This window comes from Bradyrhizobium sp. STM 3562 (genome assembly GCF_045571435.1).
GTDB lineage: Bacteria > Pseudomonadota > Alphaproteobacteria > Rhizobiales > Xanthobacteraceae > Bradyrhizobium.
This window is the reverse complement of the sequence record NZ_CP120694.1, coordinates 3,670,765-3,684,371: the sequence shown is the minus strand read 5'-3', so window position 1 is coordinate 3,684,371 and position 13,607 is coordinate 3,670,765. Positions and strand designations below refer to the sequence as shown.

The 13,607-nt window shown below is 62.1% G+C and carries 12 protein-coding genes; 1 reads left to right on the top strand and 11 read right to left on the bottom strand.

Features of this window, described 5'->3' with window-relative positions:
• The first annotated feature begins 286 nt into the window (after positions 1-286).
• Complete coding sequence (locus P6U23_RS16880) at positions 287-1,600, top strand: acyltransferase family protein (protein ID WP_407180834.1); 1,314 nt, start codon at positions 287-289, stop codon at positions 1,598-1,600.
• Between the two features lie 280 nt (positions 1,601-1,880).
• On the opposite strand, the gene P6U23_RS16875 is transcribed toward P6U23_RS16880, so the two are convergent.
• The 11 genes from P6U23_RS16875 to P6U23_RS16825 all read right to left on the bottom strand — a co-directional run bounded on the left by P6U23_RS16875 (position 1,881) and on the right by P6U23_RS16825 (position 13,601).
• The gene (locus P6U23_RS16875) at positions 1,881-2,081 is read right to left on the bottom strand and encodes a hypothetical protein (RefSeq protein WP_407180833.1); all 201 of its coding nucleotides are present in this window, start codon (positions 2,079-2,081) and stop codon (positions 1,881-1,883) included.
• Positions 2,082-2,293: 212 nt separating this feature from the next.
• Positions 2,294-2,743: a DUF992 domain-containing protein gene (locus P6U23_RS16870; protein ID WP_407181491.1), complete on the bottom strand. Its 450-nt coding sequence runs from the start codon at positions 2,741-2,743 to the stop codon at positions 2,294-2,296.
• Positions 2,744-2,959: 216 nt separating this feature from the next.
• Positions 2,960-3,670, bottom strand: a complete 711-nt coding sequence (locus P6U23_RS16865; protein ID WP_407180832.1) for a Bax inhibitor-1/YccA family protein — start codon at positions 3,668-3,670, stop codon at positions 2,960-2,962.
• 405 nt (positions 3,671-4,075) lie between these two features.
• Positions 4,076-5,013 (bottom strand): IS630 family transposase gene (locus P6U23_RS16860; protein ID WP_407180831.1). Its coding sequence is split into 2 segments (ribosomal slippage): positions 4,076-4,437 and positions 4,437-5,013, totalling 939 coding nucleotides; the frame shifts between segments, so codons are not numbered across the junction.
• 613 nt (positions 5,014-5,626) lie between these two features.
• Entirely contained in the window at positions 5,627-7,141 is a 1,515-nt protein-coding gene (locus tag P6U23_RS16855) for a glycerol-3-phosphate dehydrogenase (protein WP_407180830.1), read from the bottom strand.
• Positions 7,138-7,872, bottom strand: coding sequence for a class II aldolase/adducin family protein (locus P6U23_RS16850; RefSeq protein ID WP_407180829.1), 735 nt, complete (start codon positions 7,870-7,872; stop codon positions 7,138-7,140). Before P6U23_RS16850 ends, P6U23_RS16855 begins: the two co-directional genes overlap by 4 nt.
• Before the next feature lie 19 nt (positions 7,873-7,891).
• A complete protein-coding gene (locus P6U23_RS16845; protein WP_407180828.1) occupies positions 7,892-8,932 on the bottom strand; it encodes a 2-hydroxyacid dehydrogenase in 1,041 nt (346 codons plus the stop codon).
• Entirely contained in the window at positions 8,925-10,505 is a 1,581-nt protein-coding gene (locus P6U23_RS16840; RefSeq protein WP_407180827.1) for an FGGY family carbohydrate kinase, read from the bottom strand. Before P6U23_RS16840 ends, P6U23_RS16845 begins: the two co-directional genes overlap by 8 nt.
• Before the next feature lie 2 nt (positions 10,506-10,507).
• Positions 10,508-11,617, bottom strand: a complete 1,110-nt coding sequence (locus tag P6U23_RS16835) for an ABC transporter ATP-binding protein (RefSeq protein WP_407180826.1) — start codon at positions 11,615-11,617, stop codon at positions 10,508-10,510.
• 21 nt (positions 11,618-11,638) lie between these two features.
• Positions 11,639-12,739 carry an ABC transporter ATP-binding protein gene (locus P6U23_RS16830; RefSeq protein WP_407180825.1) on the bottom strand — a complete coding sequence of 367 codons (1,101 nt, stop codon included), beginning with the start codon at positions 12,737-12,739 and terminating at the stop codon, positions 11,639-11,641.
• Between the two features lie 4 nt (positions 12,740-12,743).
• On the bottom strand, positions 12,744-13,601 hold the full coding sequence (locus P6U23_RS16825; RefSeq protein WP_407180824.1) for a carbohydrate ABC transporter permease: 858 nt from the start codon (positions 13,599-13,601) through the stop codon (positions 12,744-12,746).
• Positions 13,602-13,607: the final 6 nt, after the last annotated feature.

The window sequence follows — 13,607 nt, the reverse complement described above, 5'->3', positions numbered from 1 at the left end:
AGAAATCGGCTTTCCGTTGGCTGCTGGCAAGTCCAGCCAATACCCCGCTTCCGAACTCCATAAAATATGACAAGTATTCTGACACGAACCGCGGAAGCAAACGGGCGCCAGCAAATATGGTTCCAAGTCCTTTTTGAATCGAGGTCCTGAACGAGCCTGCGGCAAATGCGGCCCGGGAAAGTCACATTGGCGGCACTAGGCCCGCAATCAGCGGTCCATGCCGCCAAACCGTTAGTACCTCTGTATGCTTGACCGTACAGGCTGAACGGTACGTTGGAGAATGATCATGGCGGTGTGGTCTCGTGCTGCCGAGCTTGCTGACCGGACGCCCCCGTCCCGAAACCGCTACGTCGACTTCCTACGAGCTGTGTCGATGCTCGTGGTGACGGTCGGGCACTGGCTCGCCGCCGCGCCCTACTTCGATGCAACCAACACGTTGACGACATTCCACATCCTGACGGTCGTTCCTTGGACTGCTCGGCTCACATGGATCGTCCAGGTCATGCCGATCTTCTTCATGGTCGGCGGATACGCGAACGGCATGAGCTGGCGTGCCGCGCGACGGGACCACAAATCATACGCAGCCTGGCCTGAAGGCCGGTTGCGCCGTCTCGTGTGGCCAATTCTCCCACTGCTCGTGGTTTGGGTAGCTATCGTTGCAATCGAGTACGCCCGCGGCGTGCGGCCGGAGCTGATCAGCTATGGTTCGCAGGCGGCGTTCATACCGATCTGGTTCCTCGCGGTGTACATCGGGATTGTTGTGCTCGTGCCAGCCACGGAGGCTGCGTGGACCCGATTTGGCATGACATCGTTCTGGGCTTTGACAATTGCCGCGGTCGCTGTCGATGTCATGTACTTTGCCGTCGGCTTACGCTGGCTTGGGTGCGCCAACTATCTCTTCGTCTGGGGTGCAATCTCCGTGCTCGGCTATGCGTGGCTCGACGAGCGGTTTTCGGAGCGCACGACGCTGCTTGTCGGCGCCGCTTTGGGTGTTGCCGTGCTACTCTTGCTGGTGCACATCGGGCCTTATCCTGTCTCAATGATTGGCGTCCCTGGCGATCCGATCAGCACCACGACTCCGCCGAAGGTCACGCTGATAGCGCTCGCAGCAATGCAGGGCGGCCTGCTGCTTGCTGTCCAAGCCCCCGCACGCCGCTGGCTTGCTGGCCGCGCAGCGTGGACGGCCACCGTGGTGATGAATAGCAATATCATGACGCTGTTCATCTGGCACCTGACGGCCACCACTCTTGTGATCCTCGCCGCCTATCTCGCCGGTGGCTTTGGTCTGCGGCTTGAACCAGGAAGCTCTGAGTGGTGGTGGTCGCGGTTCCCCTGGCTCGCAGCGAATGCGATCGCGCTCATTCCGCTTGTTGTGGCCTTCGGACGCTTTGAGCGACCGCGCGCGAGCCGAGGCGAACCGGCGCCCGCGTGGCGCTACGTGCTCGGCGCCCTCATGACCGGCGCCGGTCTTGCGCTGCTTGCGGCGCAGGGAGTTGGTGGTTATCGGAGTCTTGGACTGAACGTGTGGGGTCTCGCGCTCACTCTCACGGGCATCGGCCTTATCGCAAGCAGGAGCGGTGCGTCGCACAGTGCAATCTAGCGTTACCATGAGGCCTTCAGCGCCAAGACATCCCTCGCGCGGACGGCTCCGAGGCTCGAATGGAGAGAAACTCTACTGAAGGCTTTTGAGACTGAGCGCTGCCTGCCTCGACGCGGCACAAAGCGACGAAACTAGATCGGCAAGAAAGGGGAGCGTGGATGAAAAAAAGCAATGGGGCGACTGTTCGGCCTGAGCTGCCATCTCCGCTAGGAGCGGTTTGGCGCGACCTACCCGTGTCGTGCGTAGCGACTACGTCGACTCGCCAAGCCTCAGCGCGGCTCTAGAGCTGAATACTTTGATTGGGCGCGACAATCTTAAGCACCAGGAGGAAAACGCCGCCAAGCAAAGAAAGAGCTCCGAGCGAGGCAATCGGCCAAGAGTTCTCGTGCAGGCCGACCACGATCAACACGATGCCAAGCAGCAGAAGAAGGACCGCCGCAGATTTCTTGACTAAGAGGCTTTTCCCCAAATAGCTTGTCATCTTGACTCCTGTCGTTTGATCTCAAACCATTGCCGGAGGCGCGGCGCAAGCAGACCTAGGGCGGGCTGACCACCTCGCATCGCGATCGCGTGACACCGCACCTCGCATGTGCGGACTACCTATGTGGCCGCTCGAACTCGCTGCAATAAGAAGTTGAGCGAACGGGAACCTCCGCGTTAGAGGGAGGATGGAGGACTCGATGGTCAGCAGACTTATCGCACGCCCCTCGCTGAGAGTGTCAAATTGGTCAATCCGGCCGCCAGATTGATCCCTATCGCGCGCTCGACCGATAGTGGCTGCAGGACAATGCTTCTGCGCGAGCCACCGATCAGAGCGTTGGCTCCAAAGCCCGGTCCCAGTGCAGCGCTGGCGCTTGCCCCCACATACCTGCCCGTCAGTCTGCCCGGGCCAAGCCGGCGTGAGTTTCGGGCAAAGACTGCCCAAGACAACGTGCCAGCCTGAGTAACGCCGACGTCGAGGCCGACCCTCCTTATTCTTCCTTCGTAGATGCAACGCTGGGAGGAGCCACTGTGGTGGAAGACGCAACGCAATGACTGCGTCGATCCAAGAACCCTTCCGACTCTTGCACTGCTGACGCACAACAGTCTTCCGACCCTAAATGGCTCGCCTTGCGCATAAGTCGCGTCGGCGCAAATCAGCATGGAGGCGCAAATAGCTCCCAGGACCCGGATCGTTGTCATTTTCAGGCCCTCGACTCAACTTCTCTCGTTGCGACTTTGATCTCCACGAAGCCAAAAGGTCAGGGCGAGCCCGATCAGGAGTGCTGCCCCCGGCAGGACATCCCTGGACGAGATCAAGCAAAAGATCCTGCGCGATGCGCTCGCGAGCGCGGAAGAGCGGCCGGCGGCCTGAACCGCTCATCGTCGTCCGCCTGCCAGGCGTAGCAGCATCATGAACAGATTGATGAAGTTGAGGTACAGCGAGAGCGCCGCGAGCACGGACTTGCGACCGGTCGCAGTCTCATCGTCCCTGCTGTCGTACATCGCCTTGATGCGCTGCGTGTCGTAGGCCGTGAGTCCCGCAAACACCCCCACGCCAATAACCGAGATCAGCCAGTCAAGCCCGGTCGACCTAAGGAAAAGATTGACCAGGCTTGCGATGATGATGCCGATAAGGCCCATGAACAGGAAGCTGCCAAGCCCCGACAGGTCGCGCCTCGTGGTGTAGCCAAAGACGCTCAGGGCCCCGAACGTCGCGGCTGCGATAAAGAAGACACGTGTAATCGAGGAGTTGGTGTAGATGTGGAACAGGATAGAGAGCGATACGCCGACCAGCGCGGCATAGACGAAGAACAATAGCCGCGCTGTTCCCACCGACAGCGCGTTGATACCCGATGAGATGAAGAACACCAGCGCAAGTGGCGCCAGGATAAAAATCCACATCAGTGGATTCTGAAGCAGAGCGGGACCCGTGAGCTGATAAGTTAGCCACGCGACAACGGCAGTCAGGCCGACGCCCGCCGTCATGTAATTGTAGATGCGTAGCATATGGGCGCGCAGTCCGGCGTCGACTGCAAGCGCACTCCTGTCGGCACCTGAGACCGTCAGGTCTGGATCATAATTTGTCATCGCTCGGCTCCTATCTCCCGGCCGCAGGACGAGGCTAAGCTATCGTTCTCACTTTGGCGGGAACATCGGGCAATCACCCGAGTGCCCGAGAGAAAATCACCCTATTTCGCGACACGCGCATTCCAAGCAGCCAGCGTTTGCGACTTACGCCTTCGCCGATAGGAAACCTGCGCCGCCCGAGAACTCCTCTCCCTTTTGCTCAGAGGCCTTACGTTTGTCACCGGGAAGCCGGAAACGCGCCGGCCTAGTCCGACTGCGTGCGCTACTACACTCACATCGTCGACAAATATGGAGTGAGTCCGCACGGGATCCGATCCGAGCAAGTTGATCAGGACGCCGCGATGGCGCACACCACGCATCGCGGCGAACCTCGCGAAGGCCGGTGAATTCTAGAGCCTGTTGCGATCAAAGCGGATTGTATCCGCAATGGCGGACGTAGTTGGCGCATTCTTCAGGGGTGAACAGGTTCAGGGTGCGTCCGATGAAATCCCAGAGGGCGTCGACGGTTCTGGCCTGGGCTTGCCGCAACAGTTCCTTGAGTTTGGCGAATGCCATCTCGATCGGATTGAGATCGGGGCTGTAGGGCGGCAGGAATAGTAGGCGCGCACCGGCGCCTGCGATGAGGCGAGCGGCCTCTTCGTTCTTGTGGCTCGACAGATTGTCGAGGATCACGGTGTCGCCCTGGCGCAGCACGGGGACGAGGATCTGCTCGACATAGGCCAGGAAACACTCGGCGTTGATCGGCCCGTCGAGCACAAAAGGTGAATCAACCCCTCGCAGGTGAGGCCCGCAAGAAACGTCGTTGTCTTCCAATGGCCGTTCGGGGCATCGCCGATGGCGCGTGCGCCGACGTCGGCCCAGGCGTAACGACGTGTCATCGCGGTCGTCGTCCAAGTCTCATCGAGGAAAATCAACCGGCCACCAAGGTCCTTCTGCGCGCGCCGCCACGCTTCCCGGCGCTCAGCGACGTCGGGACGATCCTGTTCGCTGGCGCGCACGGTTTTTTTGAAGCTGATCCCCTCCGCGGCGAAAAAGCGCGACAGCATCGACTTGTCGGCTTCCACGCCGTGCGTGCCAAGCAGACGCTCGGCGATCGCATCGAGCGTCAGATCGTTCTCCCTACGACGCAGTTCCAGCAACCAATCCCGGTGCGGCTTCAGCACGGAACGTCGGTCCCCGCCGGTGGGCAAAGCCGCCGCGCGGCGCGTCTCCTCGAACTCCTTCACCCAACGGATCGCGCTCGCGATCCCGACCCGGAAAATCCGCGCCGCCTCGTTCCGCGAAAGGCCGTCCTCAACCACGGCCTTGATCACCCGAATCCGAAGAGCCTCCCCATGCGCCATCCCTGCCAGCCTCCTCCCGGCCTTGAGGATGAATCATGGTTCGCCTGATTTGGGAATCCCCTACGATTCAATTCGATCCCAACCCGCTCTAAGGCGCGGTCCCTCCCTTCGCGGAGACTTGAAGGCGATACCGCGCGCGGTTATCGGTCGATTTTTTGCGCCACCCCTCTACAAAAACTCCCTGATGTGCGGACGGGGAAGCCCCCTAACCGGCAACTCGCGGTGGATCACCAGGTTCTCAGCTCTCGTTTTTCCATGAGCGCCCTCAATTGATCCTAGGCCGCTCTATCATAGAGATAGCGCAGCGCGACATTTGCGTCGCCCCCCATTTCTCAAGCTTTGTCCTTGTCTCCAGTGTGCGTTCGGCCTCCGTTTGCTCCAGCGATCGCCGCTCGTCAGCACTCGCCTGTCCCCCTATTCTCCGAATTTTGGTCGTGGACGTGCGCCAACCAGAGCCGGCTCTGCCCCACTTCAGAACGCGTGCTCACATTGGCTGGAATGAGATTTCTCTCAATCTCCCGGTGCACACACCGCCTTCTAGGCAATTGAAACTCTTGGACTCCAATCCATCATGGGGCAATTTGAGCTAGTTTCAGTTTCATGGACCTACTCCTCACTTTCCGAACTCGGCCTCGAATGCGGCCCGCTGAGCTGGCGTCAGGCGAAGGCCATGCTTCGTTCGTCGATCGAGAAAATCATCAGCCCTCGTAGCCCACTCCGTTTGCCTGAGATAGGCGGCTTCACGTTCGTAGAAATTTCCTCCGAAGTGGCGCCCGAGATCCGCACAGCTACGGGCTCCACCTAGAAGCCCGCGTGCGCGCGTGCCGTATAATCGCGCATAATGCAGTACCACTGACAACGGAAGGCCCGGGTAGTCGCGCGCCAGAGCCGCGGCAAACTCTGCGAACGTTCCGGAAATGTCGCCGCCGGGGAGCGGCTTTCTGGCGGTCCACGCTGATGGCAGGTTCCGAAACCATGGCCTCAGACGCTCCAGGGCATGTTCCGCCAGTTTGCGATAGGTCGTGATCTTGCCACCGAAGATCGACAGCAGCGGCGGAGCCCCGAGGGCGCCATCGACCTCGAAAACATAATCTCGCGTCACCGCGGACGGGTTCTGCGCATTGTCGTCGTAAAGCGGGCGAATGCCCGAGAACGCATGGACGATGTCGCGCACATCGGGAGCATTGCAAAAATAGCGCCGCAATATCCGCAGGAGATACACGACCTCGGCATCGTCGACCGCCACGTCCTCGGGACGCCCATCATAAGGAATATCCGTGGTGCCGATCAGGGCGAAATCATCTTCGTAGGGATTGACGAAAATGACGCGCCGGTCATCGTTCTGCAGGAGGTAGGCATGCGCGCCTCGCCAGAATTTCGGCACCACGACGTGACTGCCTTTCACCAGCCGGACGCTGTACGTCGAATTCACGCCCGCCACGCCTTGAACGACATGCTGGACCCAGGGCCCCGCCGCGTTGACCAGAGCGCGCGCGGAGACCACCTCTGCGTTGCCCTGCTCGTTTTGCATCTCGAGCCGCCAAACGCCCTCTGCCCTGTATGCGCGAACCGCGCGGGTTCGCGGCAGCACGCGAGCGCCGTTCTGCGCCGCATCGATCAGATTGAGGATCACGAGCCGCGCATCGTCGACCCAGCAATCCGAATATTCGAAGCCGCGACCGAACTCCGGCCGCAGCGCCTGGCCTTCAGGCGCATCTGCAAGATCGAGGCTCCGGCTCGCCGGCAGCCGCTTGCGGCCGCCGAGATGATCATAAAGGAACAGGCCGGCCCGGATCAGCCACGCGGGACGCTGCTCCGGCGAATGCGGCAGCACGAAGCGCAGCGGCCAAATGATGTGAGGCGCGGAGGCGAGCAGGACCTCCCGCTCGATCAACGCCTCACGAACCAGACGAAATTCGTAGTATTCGAGATAGCGCAAGCCGCCGTGCACGAGCTTGCCCGAGCGCGACGACGTCCCTTCGGCAAAATCGTCCTTTTCGCACAGCAGGACCTTGAGGCCACGACCGGCGGCATCGCGCGCGATGCCGGCACCATTAATTCCGCCGCCGATCACGGCGACGTCGACCAGACCATGGTCCCTTCCGGCGACCGGCGCAGTCCCCGTCATCGTTTGCCGCTAACTCTCTTCTCTGTCCGCTGCCGCGCCGCCTTCGCGGTTGCGGGCGCATCTGCCGCAGGCTTCGGCCGCGCAGTCTGGAGACCATAGGTCGCAAATCCCTTGGCCGTGTCGGCAATCTCTTCACTGCTGAGGATGACCGGCCCGAGCGCAAGGGAGAGGTAATACTGGCGCGCGATCGTCTCCAGCTCGACGGCGAGCCACATCGCCTTATCCAGATTGGCGCCGACGACGATCATGCCGTGATTGGCCAGTAGACAGCCATTGCGGCCCTCGAGCGCTGCGAGGGCAAACTCCGACAATTCCTTGGTGCCGTAGCGCGCATAGCCGGCGCAGCGAATGTCGTTGCCGCCGAAAGCTGCCATCATGTAGTGGCAGGCCGGGATCGACTTGCGCGCGATTGCCAGCACGGTCGCATAGGTGGAATGGGTGTGGACGACGCTACCCACATCCCGGCGCGCTCGCATGATGTCGAGATGGAATCGCCATTCGGTCGACGGCTGCAATGGCCCCGTCCACTCGCCATAAGCGCCCTCAAGCGGCATTGACGCAATCATCTCCGGCTTCATCGCATCGTACGACGTGGCCGAGGGCGTAATCAGCATCCTGTCCTCATAGCGTGCGGAGATATTGCCAGATGTCCCCTGGTTGAGACCCGAGGCGTTCATCCATCGACACTTGGCGATGATCGCCTCACGCAATTCTCGTTCCTCGCGGGTCATGTCCTGCAACCTTTCATGTTCAGCACGGATTGAGCGGCGGTTCGCCAGCCAGAAAGCGGCGAACCTCCTCGGCCGCCTGCTCGGCGGCAACAGTGACGGTGCGCACCGAGGCGCCGGCGATGTGCGGCGTCAGCGTGACATTGGGCAGCCGCAACAGCGGCCAATCGGATGGCACAGGTTCGACGGCGAAGGTGTCAAGCATCGCCCCGCCGAGTTGTCCGGACGCAAGCGCCTCGTACAGCGCCTCGTAGTCGAGCAGTGGACCGCGCGCAGTGTTGATGAGGAATGCGCCCGTCTTCACGCAGCCTAACGCCTCGCGGCCGATGAATCCGGTGGTTTCGGCTGTGACTCGCGCATGAAGGCTGATTACGTCGGCGCGTGCCAGAAGCTCGTGCAATCCGACGTGCTCCACGCCGTCCTTGCGGTCCTGGGCGCTAAGCTGGACGTAGGGATCGGCCACCAGCAGCTTGCAGCCGAACACCTTCAGGAGCTTAACTACGCGGCTGCCGACGGCGCCGTAGCCGACGATCCCGACAGTCATCTCGTTGAGCTCTCGCCCGGTCCGATCGGCGCGATACAGATCGCCGCGCCACTCGCCTGTCCGCAGCGCTTCATGGCCGCTGCGAATAAGGCGGGTCTCGGCAAGAATGGCGCCGACGGTGAACTCCGCCACGGCGCTCGCGTTGCGGCCGGGGGTGTTGACGACCAGGATGTTGTGATCGCGCGCAGCCTGCAAATCGATATTGACCGGACCGCCGCGTGACACCGCAATGAATTTGAGTTTGGGCAGCCGCTCAAGCATCGACCGCGAGATCGGCGCCAGATGCGTGACAAGCAGCACGGCATCGCCGATGAAGGCCGCGACCTCTTCCGGATCACCCACGAACTCCTTCAACCCGTGGAGGGAGGAACCGGCATAGCCATGCTCCATTGGCTCATCCGGCCAAGGCTGCTCCAGCGTGCGTATGTCGACGCCGTTGCCGCACGCGGACGCGATCCGCTCGGCAAACACTGACGGCAGCATGAAGCGGTCGCCGACAATGGCGATGGACTTAGACATGTGCGCCTCCTGCCCGCAACGCGGCGAGCTGCTTCCAGACCGGCCGCGACGCCAATCTCGCCTCGAGATAGGCCGGGAACAGCTGGGCGTAGCGCACGGCCAGTCCCGTATCCGGCTGCTGCGCTTCCCTGAGATGAGGCCGTACCCAATCCTCTGCACAGCTTGTCATGTCCGGATAGCTGCCGGTTGCGACAGCGGCGATCATCGCCGCGCCTGCCGCACCCGCCTCAGCGCGGCTGCAGACGCGAATGTTGCAATCGAGCGCGGCGGCGAGGATGGTGCAAAGCGCGCGGCTGCGCGCCGCGCCACCGGTGATCCGCACATCGCACGGCAGACGGCCCATTGCGGCGTAACAATCGCGTGCGGCAAACGCGAGCCCTTCCATCACGGCGCGCATCAGATCCCAATAACGGTGATGCGAGCGCAGGCCGAGAAACTGCGCGCAAGCTTCGTGAGCCACGAACGGGCCGCGTTCGCCAGCATCCGAGATGAATGGGTGAAACAGCATCTCGCCCGGCTTCACCTGAAGCACGTGTTTGTCGATGCGGTGGATGAGATCGGCGCGCGAGCGCGTGACGCCTTCAGCGGCGAGCACATCAAGCACAAGATCCAATAGCCAATCGATATTCAGCGTTGCCGCCATGTTGGATTGCATTTGGGCATAGTGTCCGGGTACCGGGAATGGCATGGTGTAGCCAGTCGCCTCGGCGTTCAGCGTCACGGCACCTGCGTCGGGGACAAGGCGCATGTGCATGCCGGTCGAGCCGATGATTGTGCAGCCGACATCAGGCGCGGGATCATAGAGGCCGGCACCGAGCGCGTTACAGATCACGTCGACATAGCCGAGCGACACCGGAATGCCCTCGGGCAACCCGGCCTCCAACGCCGCAGCCCGGCTGAGCGGATGGGTTACCGATACCCCATCGACCACTTCCGGAAACAGGCCGACGAGATCGGAGATGCCCATCAACCGCGCCGTCTCGACATCAAAGCAGCGCTTGCGGAAATCCCCGCACGTGAACGTCGCCTCCGACGGGTCGGTCGCCCGCTGTCCCGTGAGCAGAAAATAGAGCCAGTCCTTGCAGTGGAACGCTGTGTCGGCGCGCGCGAGGACTTCCGGCGCATGCGCCTGCATCCAGGCCAGTTGCGGTCCCTGCTGGCAGGCGCTGAGTCCAGAACCCGTTCGCTGGTACAGAGCCGCATTGCGCTCGCTGTCCCGTATCTCCTCGACCAGAACCGCTGCGCGCGAATCCAGCCACAGCAGCGCCGGCGCAACCGGCCGCCCCTCCTCGTCGATGAGCCAGGTGCCGTCCCCCTGTCCGGTGACAGCGATCGCTGCTATCCGCGACGCAAGCTCGGGTACCGCGCCGGCCAGTCCACGTAGCGCCGCGACTGCATCGCGCCAGGTCCGCGCCATGTCCTGCTCGACCCTCCCGCCAATGGAGGCATTGTAGCTGTTCGGCAACGAAACATTCCCAAGCTGCCGACCGGTGCGCGTAAACGCCACAGCCTTGATCAACGAGGTGCCGGCATCGATACCGACGATCACATCGCGGCGCTGGGCAGTTGGCATACTCAGGAGACCTCCGCGTGCCGAATGCAGGTGCCATCGGCCCCAAAAATGTGGATGTCACGCGGATCAAGCCCGAACTGGATGTTGTCTCCGGGCCGCGCTGCGACCCGGCTCGGTGTCACCGCGATCAAGAGCTTGCCACCACATTCGCCCGCAACGTGCGATTGGTCGCCGAGCCACTGATTGGAAAAGACGCGCACGCGCACATCTCCGGTCCCGACAGCAATCTTCTGCGGCCGGATGCCGATCCGCACGCTCGCGGTGTCCTCAAGCGTCTTCTGCGCCACACGGTCGAGCACGTCGCCTCGAATTTCGAAGGCCACCTCGCGGTTCATCAACAGACGGAAGCCGCCGTCTGAGCGGCTCACATCCGTTTCCAGCAAATTCATCGGCGGCTCGCCGATAAAGCTTGCGACGAACAGATTCGCAGGCTGGTTCTTCAGCTCGCGCTCGCTTGCGAATTGCTGCAATACGCCATCCTCCATGACCGCGATGCGATCGGCGAGCGCACTCGCCTCAGTCTGGTCATGCGTAACGAAGATCGCGGTCATACCGCGCTCGGCGAGCAAATTCTTGATCCGTCCCCGCAGCACGGCGCGAAGCTGCGGCTCGAGCTGTCCCATCGGTTCGTCGAGCAAATACAGATCGGCATCGCGCACCAGCGCGCGGGCGAGCGACACGCGCTGCTGCTGCCCTCCGGAAATCGCGCGCGGAAAGCTCTCCAGGATGCCCTCGATCTCGACCAGCCGCGCGACCGCTTCCACCCGTCGCGAGATTTCGCTGCGCGCGATCTGTTGCGACTTCAGCGCGAAAGCGATGTTTTCCCGCACCGTCAACGGCGGATACAGCGAATAGCCCTCGAAAGCCATCGCAACCTTCCGCCGGGCCGGCGGCAGATGCTCGATACGCCGCCCCTGCAATGCGATCGTGCCCGAGGTGACGCTTTCGAAGCCCGCGATCATGCGCAAGGTCGAGGTTTTTCCGCATCCCGACGACCCCAAGAGAGCGACAATCTCGCCCTTGCCGACTTCCATGTCGAGCGAGCGCACGGCATGAACCGGCGGCTTTCCGCGACTGCGGTAGGTCTTGTCGATATGTCGAAGCTCCAGCATGCCCATGGCCTTCCGCTCCCCTCAAGCAGCCTGCCGATGATGCGGCAGGCCGACGCGAAGACCGGTTGCCCGATCGAACAGCAATGCTGCCTCCGGCGCAAAGCGGACAAAGACGGCGTCGTCTGCAGCCCCATGCGGCGCATCGGGCGGCAGCGCTACGAACCATTCCGTCCCATCCGCAAGCCGGAGCAGCAGTACCGCCTTTTCGTGCATCGGCGTGATCGCGAGAATGCGCGCCGGAATGGCGTCCTCGCTCGCCGTGAGCGAGATCGCCAGATCCTCCGGCCGCACGCCGAGCCAGCATGGCCGATCCGTGGCCGTGCCCACGTTCGCGCCCAGCCGCACCTTTGCGCCGGCAACCGCGGCGACCAACGCCCCATGCTCGTCATAAGGCGCGACCTCGGCAAGGTTGATGCTGGGATCCCCGAACAAGCGCGCGACCGCGACCGAGGTCGGCCGGGAATAGATGTCCTCAGGCGCAGCAATTTGCTCCACGTGACCGTCCACGAGCACGGCGATACGATCGGCGATCGCCATCGCCTCGCGGTAGTCCTGTGTGACATAGAGGACAGAGGCTGCGCCCCGCCGCAAGAGGTTTGGCAGCTCGAGCCGCATTTCGTAGCGCAGCTTGGCGTCTACGTTTCGGAGCGGATCATCCAGCAGAAGCACCTCCGGATTACCGATCAGTGCGCGCGCAAGCGCGGTGCGCTGCTTCTGTCCGTTCGACAGCTCGCGCGGCAGATGCCCAAGCACATGCTCAATTTTCAGCAGCCGGCTGATCGCATCGATCCGTGTGGCCGCCGCCTTGGCCGTCTTCGCCCGCAAGCCGCTTGCAATGTTGTCGCGCGCGCTCATATGCGGAAACAGCGCAAAGTTCTGGAATGCCATGCCGACCCCACGCCGCTCGGGTGCGGCGCCGACAATCGAGCGGCCACCGACAAGGATGTCGCCTTCGTCCGGCTCGAACATGCCGGCAATCATGCGAAGCAGAACTGTCTTGCCGCCACCTGACGGACCGAATACGGCGACGATCTCGCCGGGCTCAACGGTGAGCGACACGCCATCGGCCGAGCATCCGCCGCCAAATGTTTTGCGAACCTGCTTGAGTTCCAGTCGCGCCATGACGTCAGCCCTTCACCGCGCCGAGCGATAGGCCTTCCACCAGGTAGCGCTGCGCATAGAGCGCGAGTAGCAAAGTCGGCATGACAGACAGTACGATCGCCGCGGCGATCTGGCCGTATTGGATGCCGGACGCCGTCACGAAAGCAAGCGCACCCACCGTCACCGGCTGCTTGTCGGCAGAGGCAAGGATCAGGGCGAAGATGAAATTGTTCCAACAGAAGATGAAGGACAATAGTCCCGCGGCAGCAATGCCGGGGCCGGCCAGCGGCACTGCGATACGCGTGAACGCTTCGCGCCAGGAATGCCCTGCGAGGCGGTAGGCGTGCTCGATGTCAGGGCTGATATCTTCAAAATAGCCACGGACGATCCACAGGATCAGCGGCAGCGCGATCAGTTGGTAGACCCAGACGATCCCGACATACGTGTCGTTCAAACCGAGCTCCTGGTAATAGAGCGAGAGCGGCAACAGCACGAGCAATGGCGGCGCAAAGCGGAACGACAGAAGCGTGAACGCGATGGTCTCGCCCAATTTGAATTTGTAGCGGGCAAACGCATAGGCCGCCGGCACGCCAAGCAGCAGCGCCAGCACCACCGCTAAGCTAGAGAGCACAAAACTGTTCCAGAGATTGTGCATAAAGGAGATCTCGAGATTGCCCGCCGCGGTCCGCAACTGGCCCGAGATCAGCGCCTCGTAATTGGCAAGCGTCGGCTCGAACAGAATGCGGGGCGGAATCCGCAGGATCTGCTCGTTGGTCTGGAACGACATCAACAAGATCCAGACGATCGGAAACATGAAAAACACGAGGATGAGCGTCAGCGCGACGCCCCGGAAGATACGGCCTGCAGCGCTGCCATGGTCCATCGTCGC

Excerpts from the sequence above, each read along its gene's own strand:
- P6U23_RS16840 (WP_407180827.1), bottom strand. The coding sequence starts at position 10,505 with ATGCCAACTGCCCAGCGCCGCGATGTGATCGTCGGTATCGATGCCGGC.
- P6U23_RS16845 (WP_407180828.1), bottom strand. The coding sequence starts at position 8,932 with ATGTCTAAGTCCATCGCCATTGTCGGCGACCGCTTCATGCTGCCGTCA.
- P6U23_RS16865 (WP_407180832.1), bottom strand. The coding sequence starts at position 3,670 with ATGACAAATTATGATCCAGACCTGACGGTCTCAGGTGCCGACAGGAGT.
- P6U23_RS16830 (WP_407180825.1), bottom strand. The coding sequence starts at position 12,739 with ATGGCGCGACTGGAACTCAAGCAGGTTCGCAAAACATTTGGCGGCGGA.
- P6U23_RS16825 (WP_407180824.1), bottom strand. The coding sequence starts at position 13,601 with ATGGACCATGGCAGCGCTGCAGGCCGTATCTTCCGGGGCGTCGCGCTG.
- P6U23_RS16855 (WP_407180830.1), bottom strand. The coding sequence starts at position 7,141 with ATGACGGGGACTGCGCCGGTCGCCGGAAGGGACCATGGTCTGGTCGAC.
- P6U23_RS16850 (WP_407180829.1), bottom strand. The coding sequence starts at position 7,872 with ATGACCCGCGAGGAACGAGAATTGCGTGAGGCGATCATCGCCAAGTGT.
- P6U23_RS16880 (WP_407180834.1), top strand. The coding sequence starts at position 287 with ATGGCGGTGTGGTCTCGTGCTGCCGAGCTTGCTGACCGGACGCCCCCG.
- P6U23_RS16875 (WP_407180833.1), bottom strand. The coding sequence starts at position 2,081 with ATGACAAGCTATTTGGGGAAAAGCCTCTTAGTCAAGAAATCTGCGGCG.
- P6U23_RS16870 (WP_407181491.1), bottom strand. The coding sequence starts at position 2,743 with ATGCTGATTTGCGCCGACGCGACTTATGCGCAAGGCGAGCCATTTAGG.
- P6U23_RS16835 (WP_407180826.1), bottom strand. The coding sequence starts at position 11,617 with ATGCTGGAGCTTCGACATATCGACAAGACCTACCGCAGTCGCGGAAAG.